This is a genomic window from Scytonema sp. HK-05 (assembly GCF_963872035.1).
Lineage (GTDB): Bacteria > Cyanobacteriota > Cyanobacteriia > Cyanobacteriales > Nostocaceae > Kalymmatonema.
Genome location: NZ_CAWMYC010000102.1, coordinates 69,638 through 92,171 on the forward strand (window position 1 = coordinate 69,638; position 22,534 = coordinate 92,171).

Annotated in this window: 24 protein-coding genes, 2 tRNA genes and 1 pseudogene; 14 read left to right on the forward strand and 13 right to left on the reverse strand. The window is 42.6% G+C overall.

Annotated features, from left to right (window positions below; genetic code table 11):
- Positions 1-55 precede the first annotated feature (55 nt).
- The 7 genes from AACT52_RS17875 (at position 56) to AACT52_RS17905 (ending at position 6,164) form a co-directional block, all read left to right on the forward strand.
- The gene (locus AACT52_RS17875; protein WP_158054689.1) at positions 56-202 is read left to right on the forward strand and encodes a hypothetical protein; all 147 of its coding nucleotides are present in this window, start codon (positions 56-58) and stop codon (positions 200-202) included.
- A 743-nt stretch (positions 203-945) separates the two neighbouring features.
- Positions 946-2,400, forward strand: coding sequence for a signal recognition particle protein (ffh, locus tag AACT52_RS17880; RefSeq protein WP_073632803.1), 1,455 nt, complete (start codon positions 946-948; stop codon positions 2,398-2,400).
- A gap of 252 nt (positions 2,401-2,652) precedes the next feature.
- Positions 2,653-2,913 carry a 30S ribosomal protein S16 gene (gene rpsP / locus AACT52_RS17885; protein WP_041037084.1) on the forward strand — a complete coding sequence of 87 codons (261 nt, stop codon included), beginning with the start codon at positions 2,653-2,655 and terminating at the stop codon, positions 2,911-2,913.
- Entirely contained in the window at positions 2,876-3,304 is a 429-nt protein-coding gene (locus tag AACT52_RS17890; protein WP_073632805.1) for a KH domain-containing protein, read from the forward strand. Before rpsP ends, AACT52_RS17890 begins: the two co-directional genes overlap by 38 nt.
- Before the next feature lie 822 nt (positions 3,305-4,126).
- Positions 4,127-4,303 (forward strand): 30S ribosomal protein S21, encoded by a 177-nt coding sequence (gene rpsU, locus AACT52_RS17895; protein WP_041037087.1) that lies wholly within the window; start codon positions 4,127-4,129, stop codon positions 4,301-4,303.
- A 254-nt stretch (positions 4,304-4,557) separates the two neighbouring features.
- Entirely contained in the window at positions 4,558-5,511 is a 954-nt protein-coding gene (locus tag AACT52_RS17900; protein ID WP_073632811.1) for a PhoH family protein, read from the forward strand.
- Between the two features lie 248 nt (positions 5,512-5,759).
- Positions 5,760-6,164, forward strand: coding sequence for a ChuX/HutX family heme-like substrate-binding protein (locus AACT52_RS17905; protein WP_073632813.1), 405 nt, complete (start codon positions 5,760-5,762; stop codon positions 6,162-6,164).
- Between the two features lie 142 nt (positions 6,165-6,306).
- Here AACT52_RS17905 and AACT52_RS17910 read toward each other — a convergent pair whose 3' ends face one another.
- The 6 genes and pseudogenes from AACT52_RS17910 to AACT52_RS17935 all read right to left on the reverse strand — a co-directional run bounded on the left by AACT52_RS17910 (position 6,307) and on the right by AACT52_RS17935 (position 11,082).
- Complete coding sequence (locus AACT52_RS17910) at positions 6,307-6,765, reverse strand: hydrocarbon-binding protein (RefSeq protein WP_073632815.1); 459 nt, start codon at positions 6,763-6,765, stop codon at positions 6,307-6,309.
- Positions 6,766-6,866: 101 nt separating this feature from the next.
- Positions 6,867-7,238, reverse strand: a pseudogene (locus AACT52_RS17915) (roadblock/LC7 domain-containing protein); the annotation flags it as partial.
- 260 nt (positions 7,239-7,498) lie between these two features.
- Entirely contained in the window at positions 7,499-8,047 is a 549-nt protein-coding gene (locus tag AACT52_RS17920; RefSeq protein WP_073632819.1) for a GTP-binding protein, read from the reverse strand.
- Positions 8,048-8,602: 555 nt separating this feature from the next.
- Complete coding sequence (locus AACT52_RS17925) at positions 8,603-9,157, reverse strand: protoglobin domain-containing protein (RefSeq protein ID WP_073632821.1); 555 nt, start codon at positions 9,155-9,157, stop codon at positions 8,603-8,605.
- A gap of 86 nt (positions 9,158-9,243) precedes the next feature.
- Positions 9,244-9,906, reverse strand: coding sequence for a roadblock/LC7 domain-containing protein (locus AACT52_RS17930; RefSeq protein ID WP_445263926.1), 663 nt, complete (start codon positions 9,904-9,906; stop codon positions 9,244-9,246).
- Between the two features lie 297 nt (positions 9,907-10,203).
- On the reverse strand, positions 10,204-11,082 hold the full coding sequence (locus tag AACT52_RS17935) for a DUF4388 domain-containing protein (protein WP_073632822.1): 879 nt from the start codon (positions 11,080-11,082) through the stop codon (positions 10,204-10,206).
- 394 nt (positions 11,083-11,476) lie between these two features.
- Between AACT52_RS17935 and AACT52_RS17940 the strand changes: the two genes are divergently transcribed.
- The 5 genes from AACT52_RS17940 (at position 11,477) to AACT52_RS17955 (ending at position 15,105) form a co-directional block, all read left to right on the forward strand.
- Positions 11,477-12,268, forward strand: coding sequence for a DUF6816 family protein (locus AACT52_RS17940; RefSeq protein ID WP_073632823.1), 792 nt, complete (start codon positions 11,477-11,479; stop codon positions 12,266-12,268).
- A gap of 87 nt (positions 12,269-12,355) precedes the next feature.
- Positions 12,356-14,164 carry an ABC transporter ATP-binding protein gene (locus AACT52_RS17945; RefSeq protein ID WP_073632824.1) on the forward strand — a complete coding sequence of 603 codons (1,809 nt, stop codon included), beginning with the start codon at positions 12,356-12,358 and terminating at the stop codon, positions 14,162-14,164.
- Positions 14,165-14,563: 399 nt separating this feature from the next.
- Complete coding sequence (locus tag AACT52_RS41435) at positions 14,564-14,656, forward strand: ribbon-helix-helix protein, CopG family (protein ID WP_073632825.1); 93 nt, start codon at positions 14,564-14,566, stop codon at positions 14,654-14,656.
- Positions 14,657-14,857: 201 nt separating this feature from the next.
- A tRNA-Tyr gene (locus AACT52_RS17950) sits at positions 14,858-14,940 on the forward strand.
- Between the two features lie 93 nt (positions 14,941-15,033).
- Positions 15,034-15,105, forward strand: a tRNA-Thr gene (locus AACT52_RS17955).
- A gap of 126 nt (positions 15,106-15,231) precedes the next feature.
- On the opposite strand, the gene AACT52_RS17960 is transcribed toward AACT52_RS17955, so the two are convergent.
- The 6 genes from AACT52_RS17960 to psbQ form a co-directional block, all read right to left on the reverse strand.
- On the reverse strand, positions 15,232-15,474 hold the full coding sequence (locus AACT52_RS17960) for a peptidoglycan-binding domain-containing protein (protein WP_073632826.1): 243 nt from the start codon (positions 15,472-15,474) through the stop codon (positions 15,232-15,234).
- A 467-nt stretch (positions 15,475-15,941) separates the two neighbouring features.
- Complete coding sequence (locus AACT52_RS17965; protein WP_073632827.1) at positions 15,942-16,424, reverse strand: hypothetical protein; 483 nt, start codon at positions 16,422-16,424, stop codon at positions 15,942-15,944.
- A gap of 78 nt (positions 16,425-16,502) precedes the next feature.
- A complete protein-coding gene (gene hemJ / locus AACT52_RS17970; protein ID WP_073632828.1) occupies positions 16,503-17,090 on the reverse strand; it encodes a protoporphyrinogen oxidase HemJ in 588 nt (195 codons plus the stop codon).
- A 205-nt stretch (positions 17,091-17,295) separates the two neighbouring features.
- The gene (locus AACT52_RS17975) at positions 17,296-18,147 is read right to left on the reverse strand and encodes an alpha/beta fold hydrolase (protein ID WP_073632829.1); all 852 of its coding nucleotides are present in this window, start codon (positions 18,145-18,147) and stop codon (positions 17,296-17,298) included.
- Between the two features lie 59 nt (positions 18,148-18,206).
- Complete coding sequence (locus tag AACT52_RS17980; protein ID WP_073632841.1) at positions 18,207-19,406, reverse strand: NAD(P)/FAD-dependent oxidoreductase; 1,200 nt, start codon at positions 19,404-19,406, stop codon at positions 18,207-18,209.
- A 116-nt stretch (positions 19,407-19,522) separates the two neighbouring features.
- Positions 19,523-19,996 (reverse strand): photosystem II protein PsbQ, encoded by a 474-nt coding sequence (gene psbQ / locus AACT52_RS17985; RefSeq protein WP_073632830.1) that lies wholly within the window; start codon positions 19,994-19,996, stop codon positions 19,523-19,525.
- A gap of 435 nt (positions 19,997-20,431) precedes the next feature.
- Between psbQ and AACT52_RS17990 the strand changes: the two genes are divergently transcribed.
- Positions 20,432-20,866 carry a hypothetical protein gene (locus AACT52_RS17990; protein WP_073632831.1) on the forward strand — a complete coding sequence of 145 codons (435 nt, stop codon included), beginning with the start codon at positions 20,432-20,434 and terminating at the stop codon, positions 20,864-20,866.
- Here the strand turns inward: AACT52_RS17990 and AACT52_RS17995 are convergent.
- The gene (locus tag AACT52_RS17995) at positions 20,861-21,283 is read right to left on the reverse strand and encodes a thiol-disulfide oxidoreductase DCC family protein (protein ID WP_073632832.1); all 423 of its coding nucleotides are present in this window, start codon (positions 21,281-21,283) and stop codon (positions 20,861-20,863) included. The genes AACT52_RS17990 and AACT52_RS17995 overlap by 6 nt on opposite strands.
- 143 nt (positions 21,284-21,426) lie before the next feature.
- Here AACT52_RS17995 and AACT52_RS18000 point away from each other — a divergent pair, with 143 nt between their 5' ends.
- Positions 21,427-22,338 carry a helix-turn-helix domain-containing protein gene (locus tag AACT52_RS18000; RefSeq protein WP_073632842.1) on the forward strand — a complete coding sequence of 304 codons (912 nt, stop codon included), beginning with the start codon at positions 21,427-21,429 and terminating at the stop codon, positions 22,336-22,338.
- Positions 22,339-22,534: the final 196 nt, after the last annotated feature.

Consider the following 22,534-nt stretch of genomic DNA (forward strand, 5'->3'; position numbering starts at 1 on the left):
AATATCTCCCTTGCCTTTGTTGGAATTACTCAAATTTGCTTAAAACTGGCTAGCTATGCAACCTACAAGCAAACGCCATAGAAGAACCTTAAATGTCAATATGCTCAAACCTGGCATACTGTGGTACACACAAGCCATTTTCAAAGCAGGCAAACATCATGGTCATAAGATGCATTTATCACGCGATGTGCTGCCCGATTAAGTTTAAAATTGTGAGAATATAATTCAGGACGAGTTTTGTTGGTTTGAGCTACCCCGAAGGAAACGACCAAGAAGAGCATTTCTGCTTTACGCGTCCTGATTTGGCTGGTAAATCTACCTGATAAATTTGTATTAATATATACTAACGTATCGTAGTAAGTATTTTTAGATTTTTTGTCTGTCAAAGTTTACTGACAGCATAATTTGTGATCAAAATCTCTTCAGAAGCCTAACTACAAGCAGTTAAGCGTGGGATGCACCAACTTTTCTGATCCTGATCTGTAGAGGGCGTTCAATTGGTAACGCCAACAATATGTTATTGAAACCTTCTTTTGAGCGCTGTAGATCAGCTTATCACTACAGGGTAACCTAAAGATTCTAAAACCTGTGATGGTTCAACTGCAATGTCTTTTACTACTTATCATTAAAGTATAATTATTTTTTCCCTATTTTAACAATTATAAAAAACTCAAATAAAGTGTAGATATTTACATAAAATAAAGAGTGTCTTTGACGAAAAGGAAAAACTTAAATATATTCACATTTCTATAATGATGAAGTTTGTAGACACACTAGTGGGTAGCTTTCTATCGGGGAAAGCGAAGTATAAAATTTTTTTCCTTGCTCTTTTCTCCTCTAGACTTTCTACACAGTATCCCTTTGCTACAGTGGAAGTTAAAAAACACTAAGCTGTATATAGCGCGTTAAAACTCTGCTGGCTAACTACCTGTCACTTAACTCATTATGTTTGAAGCACTAGCTGACCGTTTAGAATCTACCTGGAAGAAACTCCGAGGTCAGGACAAAATTTCCCAATCCAATATTCAAGAAGCTTTGCGGGAAGTCCGTCGCGCCCTGTTAGAAGCGGATGTCAATCTCCAGGTAGTTAAAGATTTTGTCACCGAAGTTGAAGCCAAGGCACAGGGATCAGAGGTCATCGCTGGCGTACAACCCGACCAACAGTTCATCAAAATTGTCTACGATGAGCTGGTAAAGGTGATGGGGGAAGAAAACGTTCCTTTAGCAGAGGTTCAGCAGCCTCCTACAGTTGTGCTAATGGCGGGGTTGCAGGGTACTGGTAAAACAACTGCGACTGCCAAGTTAGCCTTGCATCTACGTAAATTAGAACGTAGCTGCTTAATGGTGGCGACAGACGTGTATCGTCCAGCAGCGATCGACCAACTGGTGACACTAGGTAAGCAAATTGACGTGCCAGTATTTGAGCTAGGATCTGATGCTGACCCGGTTGAAATTGCGCGGCAGGGTGTGGAACGCGGCAGAGCAGAAGGAATTGATACAGTCATTATTGATACTGCGGGTCGCTTGCAAATAGACCAAGATATGATGGCGGAGTTAGCCCGCATTAAAGAAACTGTCCAACCCAATGAAACGCTGTTGGTAGTGGACGCGATGACTGGTCAAGAAGCAGCCAATTTGACCCGCACTTTCCACGAACAGATTGGCATCACTGGTGCAATTCTCACCAAGTTGGATGGCGATAGCCGAGGTGGAGCAGCACTGTCTGTGCGGCACATCTCAGGAGCACCGATCAAGTTTGTTGGTGTGGGTGAAAAGGTTGAGGCTCTGCAACCATTTTATCCTGAGCGCATGGCATCGCGCATTTTAGGAATGGGCGATGTTCTGACGTTGGTAGAAAAGGCTCAGGAAGAAATTGACCTTGCCGATGCCCAGAAAATGCAGGAGAAAATCCTGTCAGCTAAGTTCGACTTTACTGACTTTCTTAAGCAAATGCGCCTGCTTAAGAACATGGGTTCGCTGGGAGGAATCATGAAACTGATTCCAGGGATGAACAAGCTGTCAGATGAACAACTCAAGCAAGGCGAAACTCAGCTTAAGCGCTGTGAAGCGATGATTAATTCTATGACCCGCCAAGAACGCACTAACCCCGATTTGTTAGCAAGTTCTCCTAGTCGGCGGCGGCGGATTGCTAATGGATCTGGCTATAAGGAAGCAGATGTTAGTAAGCTGGTGAGTGACTTCCAAAAAATGCGTAATCTCATGCAGCAAATGGGTCAAGGAAGCTTTCCTGGTATGCCAGGAATGTTCGGTGGTATGGGTAACCCAGGGGCTGCCCTTAACCGTCCAGCTGCCCCTGGTTGGCGGGGTTATAGTGGCGGTGCTACCTCCAAAAAGAAGCCGAAGAAAGACAAAAAGAAGAAAGGCTTCGGTACGCTTTAGTCATGAGTGAGTGCTTAGTTGGAACTAAAAAATAACAACTAACACCTGACACTGTGCAAGTGCTAAAATGCTTATTTTAGCATCACTAGGTTCACCCGCCTACTTAATGGGAGGAGCCTACACAAATAGATAGACTGTTTTTAGAGGAGTAACGTTGCCCTTTAAACTGTCTTCGGGAAGCTTCTATAATGTGACTTCCCTATAAACTTACTGCAAACGGATTCCACCAAACAGGAGAATGATTACTTAACCATGATTAAACTGCGTTTGAAGCGATACGGTAAAAAGCGGGAAGCGAGTTACCGCATCATCGCTATCAACAGCCTCGCTCGCCGCGATGGTCGTCCCCTAGAAGAACTGGGTTTTTATAACCCTAGAACTGATGAAGTACGACTGGACGTTCCCGGTATCGTCAAGCGACTAGAACAGGGCGCTCAACCGACTGACACAGTGCGTCGCATCCTACAAAAAGCTAATGTCCTTGAACAGGTTAGTGCAAAAGCCTCATCATAAGGTCGGAAACATATCCGCCACAACCAGCCCAGACTACGTTGAACTAGTACGGTTTCTGATACAACCGTTTTTAGATTCTCCGGAGTCTTTAAGTATCGATTGTGAAATATCTGGCACCGGCAAACGCGCTTGGATTCGCATTGCCTTTGATAGCTCAGATAAAGGAAAAGTGTTTGGTCGGGGTGGACGCAATATTCAGGCGATTCGCACTGTGGTTGCCGCAGCAGCTACTGCAGCTGGACAATCAGTGTACTTGGACATCTATGGCAGCACTGCTACTCGGGAGGGCTTGTCTTTTGATGACGACACAGAAGAGCGATTACCGCCGCCAAAACCCAGAGAAAAACGTGGAAACGGGCACAAACCTATTGCTAGATCACGCCCCCGATAGGTTTCAATTAGATTGTTGCCAACTGAAGTATCCAAGTGTGTAGACCCCCAAAAGGGGACTTCCCGTAGGGTAGGGTAGTATAGGTATGAAGTAAAATACGGTGTATTTCAGCCTTTATGCTTCAGCCTTTACCGCTCCGAAAAACCTATACAGAACTAGTCAATTCTAGACAAAACTGTACACAGTGTCGGGGCGTGCAGTCTAAGCCTTAAATGGCTACGTTCGATTGGTCATGACACCTACAAGTGAACGCCAGCTTGTAGCCAGCGAAGTTTGTTACGGAGGGAAACCAACGCCAGTCACCGGGGCGCGGGAAACCCGCCTGCATGGCTAGCGCTCCTCCTGACAACTTCTCACTGTCGAAGATAGTTAAGGAATTAGCGAACAGGTTTATAGCTATAGTGCTGTCTTCCTAAAGCGCCATTTGAACATTGACGTAAGCGTTGCGGAACCAATACGGTTCGGCAAACGTTACCCGCATTCTTGTTGGCAGAATATGCCATTGACACACATCTATACAAAATTACCTTTATTTGTATAGATGTGTATAGAAATCAAGTTTCAGTTACTAGCCCTTGCTTTCATGGTTGATACTTCAACCTTGTAGTACCTGAAGGGGTGAAAAACGAGCAAATTTGGTACCCTGGCATGGCTTGGTTAGTGCAATTGCTGGTTGTAGCGCAATACCCTAACTTATAAATGGAATACTGCGTTCATCCGCAATCGGGCACTACATAGCAATAGCATTGTGAACACGCGATGCTAAATCAATTCTTCTCTCAAATTCATCAAAGAATCTCTGTAAGGAGGTGAAAACAGGGAGTGGCTGAAGTGCGTTTGGGTGAGAATGAGTCGATTGACTCGGCATTAAGGCGTTTTAAAAAGAAAATTCAGAAAGCTGGAATTTTATCAGAAATCAAGCGCCGGGAAAGATACGAAAAACCCAGCTTGCGTCGTAAGCGGAAAGCGGAAACGGCACGCAAAGGGGGTCGCTATTAAATCAAAGCAATGTCTTTGATTCTGGCGGTTGACCAATGCCAACTAGCTGTTAAAGTTAAGCTTAGAATTTGTTGGAAATCCAACCAAGACAAAGTAGAGAAGTGATTCTGGTCTTCTCTACTTTTCATCAACAAGTCTTAATTTAGACGCAAATGTTCTCAAGAAATAAAACAACAAAATTATTTGAATCGTCTAGTTCAAGTAAAGTGTATTGAGTATTTTTATAATTTTGGATTGTGAATTTAGAATTTATGATGGCAGGTAGCTTAACAATTGAACTGCCGGATATTCCGAGTGCGATCGCACTGGCAGGAGAGGGGGAAGAAAATCTTAAAACTCTGGCACGGCAAACAGGAGCAACTCTAGTATTGCGCGGGCAAGAGCTGTATATTTCTGGCACAGAAAAGCAAATTGACCTAGCGAGTCGATTAGTGCGATCGCTTGAAGACCTTTGGAATAAAGGCAATAGTATCTCTAGCACGGATATATTGACAGCGCGTCAAGCCTTAGACACCGATCGTGAAGGGGAACTGCAAGATTTACAGCGAGATGTGATCGCTAGAACGCGCAAAGGTGAGGAAATCCGTGCCAAAACCTTCCGCCAGCGACAGTACATCGAAGCCCTAGGCAAGCGTGATTTGACCTTTTGCACGGGTCCTGCTGGTACTGGTAAAACTTTCCTAGCAGTTGTCGTCGCTGTACAAGCACTGCTTGCCAACCAATTTGAACGGCTGATTTTAACTCGTCCTGCTGTCGAAGCTGGCGAAAGACTTGGTTTTTTGCCAGGAGACTTGCAGCAGAAAGTTAATCCTTATTTACGTCCACTCTACGACGCCATCAACGAATTCATTGATCCAGAAAAAGTCCCATCATTGATCGAAAGAGGCGTGATTGAAGTGGCTCCTTTAGCGTATATGCGGGGACGTACGCTCAACAACGCTTTCGTCATCGTCGATGAAGCTCAAAACACGACACCAGCCCAAATGAAAATGGTCTTGACTCGTTTGGGTTTCCATTCTCGTATGGTGATTACGGGTGATATGACGCAAACCGACTTACCACTCAACCAACAATCTGGATTAACAGTGGCTGTACAAATTTTAAAATACGTTGAGGGCATAGCTTTCTGCGAATTTTCCCAAAAAGATGTTGTACGCCATCCTCTCGTTCAGCGCATAGTCGCCGCCTATGAAAAGTACGAAAAATAGTCATTGCTCATGAAACAATGGCTAATAGATCTATTGCAAAAGTCTAATTTTTTTGAATGAAAACCACAGATGGACAACGGACACTTGCCTCAACGGGGGGAACCCCCGCACAGCAGTGTCCTCCAGATGGACACAGATAATTTATCTGTATTTCTCGGCTTCACTCTGTGTGGATATGCGGTTTCAAATAGTCAGAAACCCGATTTTTGCAAGAAATCTAATGACTAATAACTGATAACTAATAACTCATGACTAAAACACTTAAAGAATTTTTGGAAGCTTGTGAAACCCTGGGAACTTTGCGTTTCATAGTGACTAGCAGCGCCGCTGTTTTAGAACCACGCGGTAAGCTGGAAAAGCTGTTTTATGCAGAACTCCCGAAAGGGAAGTACGCGAATATGCACACAGAAGGTTTTGAATTTCACTTGAATATGGATAAAATTACACAGGTGAAATTTGAAACAGGCGAAGCGAAGCGAGGCAATTTTACCACTTATGCCATTCGGTTTTTAGATGACAAACACGAACCAGCTTTGAGTTTATTTCTACAATGGGGTAAACCAGGAGAATATGAACCTGGACAGGTAGAGGCATGGCATACTCTACAGGAGAAATATGGGGAAGTTTGGGAACCAGCACCAGCAGAAATTTAATGTGAAAATTGACCTTATTCAGATCCCCGACTTCTTTAAGAAGTCGGGGATCTTGTTGATCTTGTTTTTTCACAAATCATTTAGGACTGCTCTATTAGCCATTAACTATTTGACAAGAAAATTCTCCGCGTCTTCTTGGCTTTCATAACTTGGTAAACTCAAATACATCGTAATCACCTCCGCGAAGCACAGATTCGGTGTGTTTACCTTGCAAGCGCTTACCAGTAACTTGCTCTAGAACACCCCAAACAGCACCGAGCGTATAAGTACATTTACGCTCGGAACCTTGGGGTTCGCCTGCAGAACAAAAGGTTTCTGAAGTGTAAACTTTAATAACATCGCCTTCTGATACAATGCTGTGAATAATACATAAGCGAGTTCCATCTTTACCTAAAGCGAACCCAAGTTTGTAGGCAATATCCTCAAAGGACAAAGATGGCTCTGCCAAACCTAATTCTTGTGCGAGATGTCTACCACGATTACGTCCAGCTGAAATCAAGGCGATCGCAGCTGCCTTTTCACCCAAAGCATCTTCTATCCCGACAACTGCTGACTTAAAACAGACAATACTGCTGAAATCTCCAAGTGTTGGACGTAACATACATTATGCTCCAGTAAATAAAGGTCTTTTGGTGTAGCGAATTTAGATTTTGAATGCGCGGATTTTCAATGTAAAATCTCAACTCCAAAACGAGTTACCCTTTAAGCTAACAGGGGTATAATTCTGGCAACAGCACGTTTAATTTCAAGAAACAAGATACCTTGCTTAACAACAGAACTTGCTAAAACCAATAAAACTGCTTCAGCACCACAACTTACCAACACGCCATAGCCTTTCTCACCTTCTACGACAATACGATCAACATTGCCGCGAGCTAACTCACGTCCAATACGTTCGCCCAACGAAAGCATAGATGCAGACATAGCAGCAGTACGCTCTTCATCCATTCCAGTTGGTAGTACCGAAGCTAACGTCAAACCATCAGGGCTAGCAAGAATTGCCCCTTGAACTTCAGCACTACCAGAGACAAAGTTTTGCAGTTCATCTTGCAACATTGAAATGTTAATCATGACTCTTTCCTGGGGAATTGTTAACAAAATTTGGGATATAGGGTATGGAACTTTGACAATTCAAAATTATTTTTTTGAATTTTAAATGAACGAATTTTTTTACACCTTGTCTTTTTCAATCACTGTCTTTGAAAGCAATGTATAGCGCTTCTCCTTTGGATGAAGTCATTATTTATCTGTGTCCATCTGTGTCCATCTGTGGTTCTTATTTCTTGATGTACTGCACTTAACGCCAGAACCGCTATATAAGCTTTGGACGACATTTATTCAGTGGAGTTTTGGTGAAATTCGGCGATTTCTTGGATGAGAGCAATCAACGCTTGTGTCACCGAAGTTTTACACGTAGCATTGACAGTAATAATGGGCGATCGCGCCTTTTCATCCACCAGTCCCAAAGCGATCGCCACATCTTCTGCTTCCCATGCATCCGGGCAATCGGTGTGAGTCAGCCCAATCACATATGGTATCTGCACTCGTTGGTTAAGAAAGTTGAGAATACGCCGTCCAAAACGTAAATGATCCGGGCGATGTGCATCTACGAGCAGGATGTAGCCATGTGCCTTGGCAATGAGGATATCCCACATAAAGTCAAACCGTAACTGTCCGGGTGTACCATACAGATGCAGCGATTGATTTGCTGCAATATTGAGTCGCCCAAAGTCCAAAGCGACTGTGGTTTTCTCCTTCAGTTGTCCGACTTCATCTGTCGCTTTCCTATCGGTATCCACGACATCTATTTCACTGATTGTGCGAATCAAGCTTGTCTTTCCTGCACCTACGCCTCCTGTCACGACTATGCGTAGGATTTCCATTTATACCTCCCCAATCGCACTAGAACCATAGTTACAAAACGCTGCTGGGCAAATGACAAACCTAATCTCAAGAGTAAGGGATATAACTTTAATGAGTAACTTTGAGCGATCGAGTGCGGATGATTGTGTTAAATACATCAATTTTTGTCCTCTTCAGGAAATTCGACAGTCATCACTTTTGTGTGTACCAATGCAATTTTTTTTTGTATTGCATTTGTAGATTCCGCACCCTGAAATTTTTATATAGCTATACTGTTGTTTTTAATAAGTAAATAGGTAGAAATAAACAGAACTATGTTAATAAATGTAAAAGCCTCTAAAACCCGCGCCCTAGACCAATGACTAATGACTAATGACTGGGTTAACGAGTTAACTTTATTTGTACCGATCTACTTATTGGATATTTATAGCAATCCGCTTTGATTTTTGAAAAAATTTAAGTATTCTGTAGGGTGGGCAATGCTCAGCAAAACCCAGATATAATCCCGATATAGTGGGCATTGCCCACCTTACGTATATTTCAAAAATCAAATAGGAATCCTATAGTAGACAATATCACATAGAACGTGCGCCAGTGGTAATTAAGCGCCTAAACAAGCCTTCTGTCCAGCCGGTTTCTTGAAGAACAGCAGCTGACGAAACTTCCACATAAGCTTGCTCAATAAAAGCCAAGTCAATCATACAAATACGGCTGAGCGAATCTTTGAGAGCTTCAGTTTTCCCCTCTGATTGCAGGCGCTTACCGACTTCGTGGATCACCGTCGCCATTGCTGGAACAACGTGCTGAGGTCCAATCCCAATGCGGACGTGAACTAAACCAATTTTCCAACGGCGATCGGCGTAAGCTGGACCCCACTCATCAATACCTGTAAACATTTCGTGAAACCATTCAGTAAAGGTTTGGCGGAGGCGATGAATGCGAGATTCTCCAGTGTGCAAAATCGCATTCATCTCCTGATCGCGTTCCAGGTAGGCATAAAAGTGGTCAGCCATTTGTGGAGCAATTTCTAACCCCCAGTTTGCATGAGATTTCAGCACAGCTTTGTCTTCATCTGTAAAGCTAGAACGCTTTTCCAGCGCGGACATAAATGCGTGTGGTTCTAAAGCCATTATCTAAGTTCTCCTCGTATCAATAAAAACAAGCAACCTTAATTAGAAACCTAAACATTGGTGTACAGGCTCTTCTGTATTCGCAATCAAGCCAAAAGGGGTGTAATTTTCGCAACAGCCCGTTTGATTTCAAGAAACAAAATGCCTTGCTTGACAGCAGAACTTGCTAAAACCAATAAAACTGCCTCAACACCACAACCCACCAATACGCCGTAGCCTTTCTCACCTTCTACAACAATACGGTCAACACTGCCGCGAGCTAACTCGCGTCCAATGCGTTCGCCCAACGAAAGCATCGATGCAGACATGGCAGCTGTACGCTCTTCATCCATTCCAATTGGGAGTACAGAAGCTAATGCTAAACCATCAGGGCTAGCAAGAATTGCCCCTTGAACTTCAGCACTACCAGAGATAAAGTCTTGTAATTCATCTTGTAGCATTGAAACTTTGATCATGACTCTTTCCTCCAAAATTTTTGGTAAAGGTGCTCCAGTATTTTCTGTAGTTGTCACTAAATTCGATATCCAGCGATTCTCGAAAGACTGACATACAACATTCCCAAACTCCTCTTCACTAGGCAAAATGGGGGAATTTTTCGCCTCGTCGTTTGCAGCAAGGGATAAGGGGTGGTGTTCTGGTTCTTCAGTATGATCCACTAATGTGGGTAACAAAGAATCTTCTTTAATTGATAAAGTTGATACGTTTTCAGAGTGAGTGAATATTCTTTGAAATACTACTGAAAGTAGCATCAGGACTTTGCCAAAAGGCATAGCGGCTAAACAGCTTATCCAATATGGTGGTTTTTATTATTACATTAGTTTTTGTCAAAAAACTTTCTTGCCTACCTACTTTTTACATTCTTAGTTTGTTCTCAACAGGACAAAATCCCTCATCCCATCTAAAAGCCTTCTCAAGTGGGAAGCATGAAACTACAGATGTAGACGCGTGATATCTCTTGCAAAGAAGTTACGCTATACCTGCGGCTTATAGTAGCTTCCCGTAAACTCTTTCGTAAACGCACCTTTGTTGGGGGCTACGATTCAGGGTTAAGCTTTGCTCTTGAGAAAACCAACCAAATTTTGCAAAAACGAGGTACTTATCTTATGTGGTTCTAGTTGTTTAGATTTTTGGAATTGGGAGACAGAGGAATTAAGTGAGTTAAAATCCATCGGATAATCATTTAGGTTTAGTGTAGATTCCGCCAAAGGAATTTCTTCTACCAAACCCACAAGCATGAGCCGAAAAGCAGCTTGCTGGATTATCGCTATTGGTTGGTTGAGTTGAGAGGCGATCGCACTTAAAGAAACAGTACCATTAGCAAATTCCCACACTTGCCACTCCAAAGGATGCAAGTGAATCTGGGGTTTGTTATGAGTAATACTTGTAATACCAGAACTAGCATCTGGGAGGACATCGGCTAAAACTTTCCAGTCTTTTAAAGCTCTTACAGCCATCAGAGCCACTTCTATCGTTCTCAGGCTTAATCCTGTCATCTCTTGTAAAGGTACGGCTGCTTTGCTATCCAGTTTAAAGACTCCCTTTTGGATTGCAAAAAGCTCTCGAACCTGTTGTAATTGGCTGGCAAAGAGTAGGTTTAGCTGTTCAGCACTTAACACTCCATGAGTTTTTAGGAGTAACCCAAGCGGTGTTGCTAGCGATGTTTCAGGACAAAGTTGTTCAATCACTTGCTGGTTTGCCCAGCCCCTTTGTATAATTTTGTAGCTTAAACCTTGACCGTTTAAGCTATTCGTAGCAGCAACAACACGCCCTTGGCGAAACCAAATGTAGTAATAATGAGATTTAGAACCTGGAGCATGAAGGTCTGGTAAAGTACAGACTGTTAAACAACCAGATTTTCGCCCTTGGTCAATCAGTTGAAACAATTCAGCTAAGGAAAAATCCGTAAAAGAACTAGATAAGCTCATTAGTGCAAGAACTATAAAAAAATCAATTCATCCGAACTTGCACCCTGATAAATACTTTGTTTAGGAAGTTTGATATTGTGCTTTAGTCAAAAGCTACTTCATCGACTATTCATTCACTAGAAGCATAAATACAATTTTCAATTAAGAGAACGAGTAATTCTACCAATAAAAAAACTTCTCTCTGTTTATTTACGTAATATTACTTAGAAAAAAAAGATTTGTTTTTATAAAAAATACTAGTATTTTGTGTTGGCTTGTGTTTAACAAAGAGATTGGGTTAAGTATTGAGTTTATAGATGTGTATGTGAAATTTTATGAAAAAATAGCAATACAAGTTTTGATTGAATGAGTTATTACTCAAATAAAAATTCATATTTTGCAACATATATTACTAATGCTTGCTATGAAGGTGATTTGGACTTTTTGCTTGATTTGTTTATTCTTTCTGTTAAATAAGGAGGCGTTAGCTGGGGAGTTATCTGAGCATTTGCTACATTTTCCCCAATGGGAAAAATTAACTTCCGTGCGACCTGCTGTCGGAGATTTGGTTTATCCTGACTGGATAATGGGTTCTTGGCAAGTGAAAAGTACGCTCGTGGATTTAGTTGCACCCTTAGCTCCCGACATCGTGACACCTGGATTTGAGGGTAATCGTCAGTATCTCAAAGAACCTATAAGTTTTCCAGTGCGATTTGTGCGAAAAACAACGCCTGAACCTGGATTAAAAATCCTTCCCCAAACAAGTCGCAAATCAGCAGTAGTAGCGGATAGAGCTTTTAATGGCTTGAATTTGGCAAAAGCATATTTAGGCGACACTGTGTTATCCGTCAAAGTAGATCCAGATTCTCCCAATCGTCAGATTACGTTTTTACGTGGTGAGCGTCAGCTTGTTTCCATTGTCGCAGCACGCGCTACAGAAAATACACCAGATGGCAAGTTCATCACCACGGAAGTGTTTCAACAACTGTTTAAAGGTGGTGGGCGTCCTTATTTCAACACTGTAGAATCCACCACCGCCTACCGCAAACTTTTTACATCCAATCAAGCTATTGAGGCGGATCAAGTCACTGCTGTTTATCTGTCACCTCAAGATCCAGATTACTTTAAAGCTGGCTCTCGACCAGTCGCACTCTATCGCTATCGCCTGGATTTTCTTCCCATCGACGAGGTTCCAACTATTCCTTAAGAATGATTTACTCGTTGAGATGTTGAATTTTTTGTAGTATAAATGTAGTATGAAGTTCCAAGCTAACGCTCTTGAACAGAGTGCATCATGGCAAAATTTAGAGATATTCTCAAATACTACGAGCACTATCGAGCGGTCATTATTTTCAGTATTGCCGCAGCAAGCATCTTTGAAATTATTGATTTGGTTGTACCTTATGCTACCGGACAGATTTTAAACGTACTTTCTGGACAACCGGTGGATCGCCTCATGCAGAATGCGATCGCCGCAGTTGCCAACATCACCCAACTACCACAAAATCGGTTCCTATCTCTTGCAGTGCTAATGGGTTTAATCTTCTTAGTCACTGTTGTGAGAGCGCCGATTCAAATGTGGTCAACTTGGTGGTATCACTGGTATATCGCTTTGCGTAGCCGGCAAGATCACTTCAAAAAAACGGTAGCAAAAATCCTCACCCTACCGCTAGAATTTTACGACGAAAATAACCCCGGACGGATTGCCGGAAAAATTTCCAAAGGTATAGAAAACCACACTTGGACTTATCCAGAATTCGCGGGACAATTGATTCCTAAACTGTTCCGAGTGCTGGGTATTTTTGTAGTTATCTTGTTGATTGAGTGGCGCATCGCTTTACTATTTCTACTTTCGTTCGTGGTTATCCTCAGCTTCACTCTTAAAGATTTGAAGCAGTTGGTGGAACAAGAACGACGGCTAGATAAATACATGGAAAATACCCAAAGCCGCAATTCAGAAATTATCACCAACATCAAAACAGTCAAAGCTTTTGCTACAGAAGCACAAGAACTGAAACGGCAAAAACAACGGTTTAACCGCGAGTTTAAAGTTATTGTTTTCCGCATCCATCTTGGTTACGTCAAGCTGGGTACTTTAAGAACGGCTGTCATTCAGTTTTGTGTTTTTATGGTGCTAGGTTTGACGTTGGCGGCTACCGTAAAAGGACAAATTTCCCTGGGACATTTCGTAACCACTTTAACTGTTTCCAGCATGGCTTATGCCGAGTTGGAACCAATCAGCAACCTAGCAGAAATTTTTGCCCGTCGTTATGCTTCAATGTTGAGGTATCACGAATTAATGCAGCAGCCAATTGGGGTAGATGCAGCCAGTCTGGAAGAAAGTACCGAGGCTTATAATTTCACTGGGAAAGTTGAGTTTTCCCATCTGAGTTTTGGGTATGATGCTAACCGCCCAGTCCTTTCTGACATCAATCTGTTAATTGAACCATATCAAACAGTGGCACTCGTTGGGCGATCAGGTTCAGGGAAGTCTACTTTAGTGAAATTGCTGTTTCGGTATTTTGAGCCGAATCAAGGGAAGATATTGATTGATGGGCAAGATATTCGGACGTTAGACGTTGGGAATTATCGGCGGCGGTTGGCGATCGTTCACCAAGAAGTAGACGTCTTCAACGGGACTTTGTTGGATAACCTGACATACGGCGATCGACAAGCGAGTTTTCAGCAAGTTGAGGAAGCCTGTAGAATTGCCAGATTAGACGAAGTGATTCACCAGTTACCCGAAGGTTACTACACAGTTGTCGGTGAGAGAGGTGTCAGGTTATCTGGAGGACAACGACAGCGATTGGGGATTGCGAGGGCGTTATTAGTGAATCCAGATGTCTTGATTTTTGACGAAGCCACATCTAGCTTAGATTACGAGTCTGAGAGATTGATTCAGCTAGCGATGCGTTCAATTTTGGGAACCCGCACCACAATTATCATTGCCCACCGTCTGAGTACAGTACGCGAAGCAGATAAAATTGTGGTTCTGGATCAAGGCAAGATTGTGGAAGTAGGTAGCCACGATGAACTTCTGCGCCACGAGGGAATTTACCGCCGCTTGCATTCGTTGCAAGAAACAGGTGAACTCGTCAGCTAGGGTATGAGGTACAGGGTATAGGGTACTTTGTTGAACTCTCCACGCTTTGAAAAACGTGGATTCTAGACTGTTGTTGCTACGTGGGCTAAAAGCCACACTCCGCAACTTTGTCTCGTGTTTTTGTAAAACACGTTGGCTGGTTCAAACAGCCCTACCCGCCTCGACCCTTTCGGGCTGTACGGCTACTTCGGTATCTTCCAACCATGAAGATTTTACGTATTGATGGCTCTAAAAAGACTTTTCAACACAACCCCATATCTTCAATTGTCGTGGTTCAGCATGGCATCACGTTTGTTTTTTGGAGTTTTTCATCCTGTGCTACCATGACATCAATATAACTTATTAATGATGTCATGAGTAGATTTAGTGCAAGATTTTCGCTCATAAGAGTATGAAGAATTGGTAAGACTAAGCAAACAAAAAGAGAGGTCGATGAATGACTTAATTAGAGAAGCGGTAAGGCAATATCTTGAAAGAGAAACAAAGGGATAAATCCCTTTGTGTCGGGTTTCATCCCCTGGTTTAAAACACAGATGTAGTTTTCCTCCGTGCGTCAAACTACATCTTCAGGGGTTCTCACCCTCCCACTATGTCTTGATAGTTTGACTGTCCGCTGTTACCTATTCCCTTTTTTTCTAAAAAAGCTTGCATTTCTAAATGCTTGTGATAAGATAATAAATCGTTGGGTGACATGGGTCGGTGTCCGAGTGGCTAATGGAGGCGGACTGTAAATCCGCTGGCTTACGCCTACGCTAGTTCGAATCTAGCCCGGCCCACCTCAAATTCGGTACCGAGTGCTGAGTTTTGAATGACCAAAAAGCTAATATAGTGATTTAGCATTCACAACTCAGCATTTAAAAACTAACTCTGCCCGTGTAGCTCAGTGGTAGAGCACACCCTTGGTAAGGGTGAGGTCACGAGTTCAATCCTCGTCACGGGCTTTTGAAAATCAGAAAAAATCAAACATTTCAATCAACCGTTTATCAGCCCTCAGTTCTCACTGAGGGCTTTAATATCCTTTTAATTCTCCAGCGGTCAATTTAAGTTTGGTGAACTACCAGATCAACTTAATCCCAGAGAACACCACCTAACAGATCCCAGGTTTTCGGACCAACGATCCCATCTACTTTCAAGTCGTTTTCTTCTTGGAAGTTTCTCACCGCCTCATCTGTTTGATCCTGAAACTTTCCAGTAGGTGAATCAGTGTCAAGGTAGTCTAGAGCAATCAAGATATTCTGTAACAATTTTACAGCACCACCAGTATCACCCTTTCGTATAACTGGCAATTCTTTACTAGTTGTTGCTGCCATAATTCAGCTCCTCCATAAATTGTAGTTTGATAACCTAAACCAAGCTCCAGATACTTCTTAATGCAATGCACAGAACCTAAGTTTTGTGCAAAGGGGTGAAAATCAACGAGTTGATGAACCACAAAACCGAGTTCTTCGCAGATGCGTTTATTTTCCGCATCGATGGAAGCAAGATCCGCCCAATCACCATGACCATATGTCGGTAGCTAGACGTGATTTCTATTATACGTACCAATTTCAACTAAGCAGTTATTGGCTGTAGGAAAATAGTTCCAAGAAACATAGACAAATATCTCATGCTACAAGGTAACTGCAATCATAGAATTTTCAGATACTCGTCACCAAAACTTCATATCTAGTTTGCTACACTTGTATAAGCAAACATTAAGTTTGCTCCTCACACCACACCGTAGCTCTCTTGTTAGTCAATGGCAAGAGAGCTTTTTCTTCATTAGCAAAAAGTTTGCTTATGCATTGGCTGACAAAAAAGGAACACTTTCAGCCAAAGCATCATTAACAGTCATACCCTGTTTTTTTGCCCAAAATTGACTTAAAAAGTGAATTTGTCTCAAACCGACGATTAAATTTAACCCCGGTACAAACAGCCACCAAACCACCAACGGTTCTTTCATTCCTGCTTGGCGGTAGAGTTCGTTGACTGTTTTATACAACTTGAACTGAACTATGTAAATCCAAACGACACCCAGCAAGGAAAACCAGCCAAACCATCCTGGAACATCTGGATCGAATATCCGCAAGGCTTGGGGAACTGTTACCCCCAAGACAAACGGCGCTAGCGATCGCGTTCCTGACCAACCATAGCCGTTATAGCGCCGTAATTCTTCTTGGATAATCCATTTGTACCACCCGTAATACAGCATCAAAGTGGCTACAGATAAAAGAATGACTCGCCACAGAGGACGAGGTTGACCTAACGGTTGACTGGACATACTTACGCCTGAGATGTCAAAGTATTGTTCTTAACATTTCTTAATGTATAACAACTTTGACAACCTAGGTAAGATGATCTAACTACCTTGCTGCTGTGGAATCTGTGACACTTGTTCGGTAAGCTTTTCCTGATCTTTACGGCGTTTTCTAGCGTAAAGCTGAATAGTCGCCGCCATCGCTATAACCAAGCCAACAATGCCCCAAACCGTGATATCTGTGGGTAAATTATTCTTGAACACAGCCAGTAACACAATGACTATCAACATCACAGTTGGCGCTTCATTTAACGCCCGCAACTGCTGACTATTCCATTTGCACTTGTCTTCTGCCAACTGCTTCATCAGACGCTTGCAGTAATGATGATAGCCAATTAAAAGCACAACAAATCCTAGTTTGACGTGCAGCCATCCTTCTTTAAGAACGTCTGGTTCCGTAGTCAATAAACCAATTGCCATTGCTATCGTCACCAGCATCCCTGGAGTTGTGATAATACTGTACAGACGCTTTTCCATTATTTGATACTGATTTTTCAGTATTGTGCGTGCTGGTTCGGGTTCTTGGTTAGCTTCAACATGATAGATAAAAAGACGCACTAGATAGAACAAACCAGCAAACCAAACGACTATGCCAACAATGTGAAAAGCTTTAAACCAGGAATAAGCCATGAATATTTTTCTCCATTAATGCATTTTCGCCGCAAGTTAAGTAACACGACAGCGCTATAGAAATCCTATCTGATCCATGAAACTGAACTTGAGTTATTTAATGAAGCGCAAAACAGATGGTGGACAAAATGCCCACTCTACAGACACAAGAATCTTAAGAATATATAAAGGAGATTTGAATTTTGAATTCCAATTGCTATCATGCTTACCTGGCATCTTTAACACGAACAAAAGGCAAAAGGTCTTCAAGAATTGTTTCGTGGTAGTGTTCTTGGGGATAGTGCCCAACGCTGTTAAGTTTAATTAAATCTCCTTGTGCTAGCGGGCTTACAAAATCTTGCGCTATTTTTATAGGTAGCCAAGGGTCGATCATTCCCCAGAAAATTAAAATTTGTTGTTGCCATTTTTGAAAACCAGATTCGATTTCTGTCATTGCTAACGGCAACTGTAGATTACGGATAGTTGCTAGAAGACTTCTTCCAGCAGCAGAACTTTTCAAAAAGGGTTTACGATAAATATCTAAATCCTTATCTGTAATAACGTAACGAGAACCGCCTTCTAGAGTCCGATCAACAAGTAAGGGGTCTTGGGTAATCATTTCACCTGCCAAAGGTAATCCCATTTGTTGAATTTTCCAGGGTAACTTTGCTTGGCTAGAAATTGGTGTATTGAGTATGGCGATATTGGCAATTTGTTCTGGATGACGTAAGGCATATTGTAGACCCACAGAACCTAAAAAGCCTTGCACGACTAAGGAAAAACGTTCAAGTTCTATGGATTTTAGAAACTCTTCTAATGCGGTAATAAAGGCATCAGGTGTATAAGCAAAATCTCTTTTTTCTGGCTTAGAAGAAAAGCCAAACCCAATCCAATCAGGCGCAATTGCTCTTGTCCCTTGTGTTGCTAAAGCTGGCAAAATGTTCCGCCAGCTGTAACTTTGTGATGGTAGTCCATGCAGCAGTAATACAGGGAGCAAATCAGTTCTACCAATGGGTAAAGATTCACGGTAAAACCATTCTAATGAGCCAACTTGAATTTTATTTTCTGTTATTGACATCTGAATGAAAAGCTTCGCGCAAAGACGCGAAGGCGCAAAGATAAAAAGGAAGTTTGTTATTAAAAATCGTTATGAACAATCATCTCACGAATCGCGTCAGCTGTTGCAGGCGCTAGTAAAACGCCGTTGCGATAATGTCCGGTAGCAAGCAGAATGTTACTATATCCAGGCAATTTACCAATCACTGGTGCTGGGCGTCCTTCAGGGCGAGGACGTAACCCTGACCAAGTACGGATAGTCGTTGCTTTGGCTAAGTCTGGGCAAAAGGCGATCGCTTGTTGTCTAACAGACTCCAGCAGTTCTTTGTTGGGTGGTATTTCATCTTTGTTGCTAGAAAATTCAACAGTTGCACCTATCCAGTAATCCCCACCACCCACAGGGACAATATGGACATCATCACCAGTGATCACAGGTTGGAAGTCGGGATTTCCCAAAGAATACCCTAAGCGGAGGTGCAATGCTTGCCCAAGCACAGGACGGATATCAATCATTTGCTGTAATTGTGCTGTAAGCAAAGATGAACCCAGCCCAGCCGCTACTACAAACCAATCGGCGGCAATTTTTCCCTCTGTTGTCTCAAGTTGGTAGCAAAACTTTTCATCACCCCCTACCCGTTCATGGGAAGGGGACAGGGAGTGGGGTTCTGTATCCCCTCCCCTTGAAAGAGGAGGGGGTAGGGGGTGGGGTTCTATACCCAAAACCTGAACGCCAAATTTGAAAGTAACGCCGTGATGCTGTGCAGCGTCAACTAAAGCTAATGTGAGTGCTGTGGGATCAACTTGGCGATCGCACTTTGAGTAAACAGCGCCCACAATCTTATCGTTATCAACCTGAGGACAAATTTGCTTAAGTTTAGCAGTATCCCAAATTTCTAGGGGAAAACCTTGAGAGTTACGGATTTGTTGCAGCTTTTCCCATTGTGAGATTTCCCCATCTCCTTTTTCTAAAGAGGGTATTGAGGGTTCAGGGAGTAACATGAGAATTCCCTGGCGGTTGAAGAGAATTTTACGATCTGTGACGGCTTCCAGTTCCGGGATAAGAGTTTCATAACGCTGGATGCTTGTTTGTCGCATCTGCCAAGCCTTACCCTTGGTTTTTTGGCTGATGATACCCATCAAAACACCCAGTGCTGCTCCTGTCGAGGCAAGAGCTGGTGGTTGTTGGTCAACAACTGTGATTTCTAGCCCTTTTACGTTGCTGAGTTCGTAAGCAATTGTTGCCCCAACCACACCGCAACCGATGATAACTACATAACTCATTCTTTCTTTTTGCCAAGAGAGAGAAGATCGGGAGGTGGAGTGATGGGAAGCGGGGAAAGACAAATTCATCTTTTCATCTCCCTCATCTCCCTCATCCCCCTCATCTCCTCACCGTATCACGCTTCGCTTTCTTCTGACTGGCTGCTTGTTTTAGGAACCAGTTGTAGGAATTTGTCAATATCTGCGAAAGCAGCTACAGAGTTATTCAAGGCACTATTGGTGTTACCCACATCAGCAGCTTGGTCGATTTTAATCAGGTAGTCTAACAAATCACGCACTAACTCACGCCCTGCTGGTTGGTCTTTAGGGAGCAGATTGGATGTGATGTAGTTCATCGACAGCCTGGCTTCTGCCATAGGACCGTGTGTGAAATTTCTGACCTTGATCCACTGTCTGCTTTGGATCAGGTTTTGCAGTTCTTGTGAGCGATCGCGCACAGCCTGAATTTCAGGAGTATATTCCTGAATTTTCACGATTTGAGCTTGTGTGTACGTTGGAGGTGGTGTTGCGACGCTAGGACCGCCACAACTAATGAGAAATGTTGCCAACAATACCAGAATCAATGACAAAATTGAGCGTTGACGCGGCATAAGCTGAACTTATTTACTTGCCAATTATCAGTGTCATTTTAGATCGCTAGGGTATTTTCTCGTGCTTGCTAGCGAGGGATTTTGCTGAAAATCCTCTATCTTGACGTGATATTTTGCCTGGAAGGCATATTTTCAGTATCTTTTCTCGAAATTTTAAGTACAATTACTTAATATAGCCATACCAGTTTCAAAACTGCTGAATTAGGATTTTTGGACTCGTGGTAAGAACGCATTAATTCTAATGGGTTACAAGATCCCCGACAACTTTTACGAAGTCGGGGATCTAAACCCTAGGACATATCAAAATTAATGACATAAACTACTAGTTGCTAAATTAAAGAAGTGTTGATAATCTAAAACACTAATATATCAAGCCTTCTGGCGGTTTTTCTGTCGTCACATAAAGTAAGCCGAAACAATATAGGAGCATTTTTCGTGAACGCATCTGAGATGGCAACAAACCTTGAATTCGCCAGCAAGATTGCTACCGTAGTAAATTTATTCAAATTTGAGTTTCCAGATGCCAGATCGGATCTCAAACCTTGGAAAAATGACCCGCAAACCAGGGAGTTAGTCGATCCAGATTCTATAGACATAGGTTTTCACTTTCCTGGTATCAGTAAATCCTGGCAAAGCCGCAGTATATTAATTCAAATCCGTTTTTATCAAGACCCCTTAAACGGTTCACGTCGTGCAATAGGTGTGGAAGCCGCTGGGTTCAACCATCTTGGTGAACAGTGGCGACTTTCTACGGTGGAAAACTGGAATTTTGTTGGTGCATCTGAACCTTCCCCACAGATAGGGGAAAAGCTTAAACAGTTTTGTCAGCAGACACTAGAAATTTTTAACGATGATAATTCTGAATCATAATGCATCGTTTTTAGCTGTGCTGCAGCTACCGTCAACACAATACACAGATTTATAGGTACTGGAACGCTTACCAAAAATGGTGTAACGGTTATCGCGGATTTGTTCGTAAACCTGGTCGCCCATCCACTTTACCCCAGGTAAAGCACGATATGCATCCACAAATACACTCCCCAAAGGTAACAGCCGTCCAATTTCCTCAGCAGCCGCACTGCCTTGCCAGCGTCTATCTGGTGCATCTGCATCAATGAGAATCATACCAAGCTCACAATCTTGGGGTGTAATTCCCCACCGTTTGATAGTTGCCTCATCTTGCATAGGGGCATAGCGAAACAGTTGTCCTTGGTCAAGGTTCTCCAGCAATTGCACGCTGGTGACACAGAGATTACAATTCCCGTCGTAGATAACAAAGTAACTCATCGAAGTCGCAGATTATTTTGAACGCTTAGTGTGTTAACATTTTAAACATTAAACATTTTGCTTTTAAAGACAACCATCCACAGGGTGTAAAAAAAGTCAGCAAAGGTTAAAGCTTAAAAGCAATGGTTTCTGGGGTGAGAGCGATGCCAATAGAGGAAATCATAAATATTGATTTTACTCAGGAAGATGCCTGTTCACAAATTCTTCCGCGATCGCCCCTTGCGTCCAGTTACCATGCCAACTGGGATGGTATCCGCTTAGATCATCATCAACAGCCAGCTTTTGACACACCAGAACATACTCCTCAACAGCACGTCATTGGTGTCAGCCTGACAAAACAGTCTATTAACGCAGAACGGGTGTTGAATGGACACGTTCAGCATGAGTGTATCAAATATGGCGATGTTGCAGTCGTTCCAGCAAACAGTTACCACAAAAGCAGTTGGGACTTAGAAGCTGAATTTTTAATCCTGAGTTTGGAAAAAGCTTTATTTGCTCGTGCTGCCTACGATTCAGTCGATTTGCAACAGATGGAGATTATACCACATTTTGCTGCCGCAGACCCGCTGATTCAGCAAATTGGACTGGCGCTACACTCAGAACTGGAATCAGATGGCAAAGGTAGCCGTGTTTACATCGAATCTCTCGCAACCACCCTCTGCATTCATTTACTAAAGCACTATTCTGCACTTTCCCCCAAGATTGCCAGACATTCCGATTCCGAAGGGCTTTCGCGTTTGAAGTTGCAGCAAACAATTGAGTATATCAATCAAAACTTAGAAAAAGATTTAGGCTTGGCTGAAATTGCCACTGCTGTGGGAATGAGTATGTATTATTTCTCACGCCTATTTAAACAATCAACTGGTTTTTCGCCGCATCAATACGTGATGAATTGCAGAATAGAGAGAGCGAAAAGGTTATTGGCTAAAACAGAAGAAGCAATAGACCAAATCTGTGAGCAAGTAGGTTTTCAGAGTCAAAGCCACTTCACAAACGTCTTTCGTAAGCTCATAGGTACAACACCTAACGCTTATAGAAAACAGGTGAAAATTTAGCTTTAGTCAGTTTTGGGTGATGTGTTAGTGCTAGTTAAACCAGGATGAGCGTTGCATGATTCAATTGTACAGAGACTAATTAATGTGGCTTGAGCCATTAAGCCTTTGAATTGTGCATACTACGGAAATAGAGGCTCTTAAATCAGTTATCAGTTATCAGTCAGTCAGGCGTATGGTGGGGGATGCGCTCACCGCC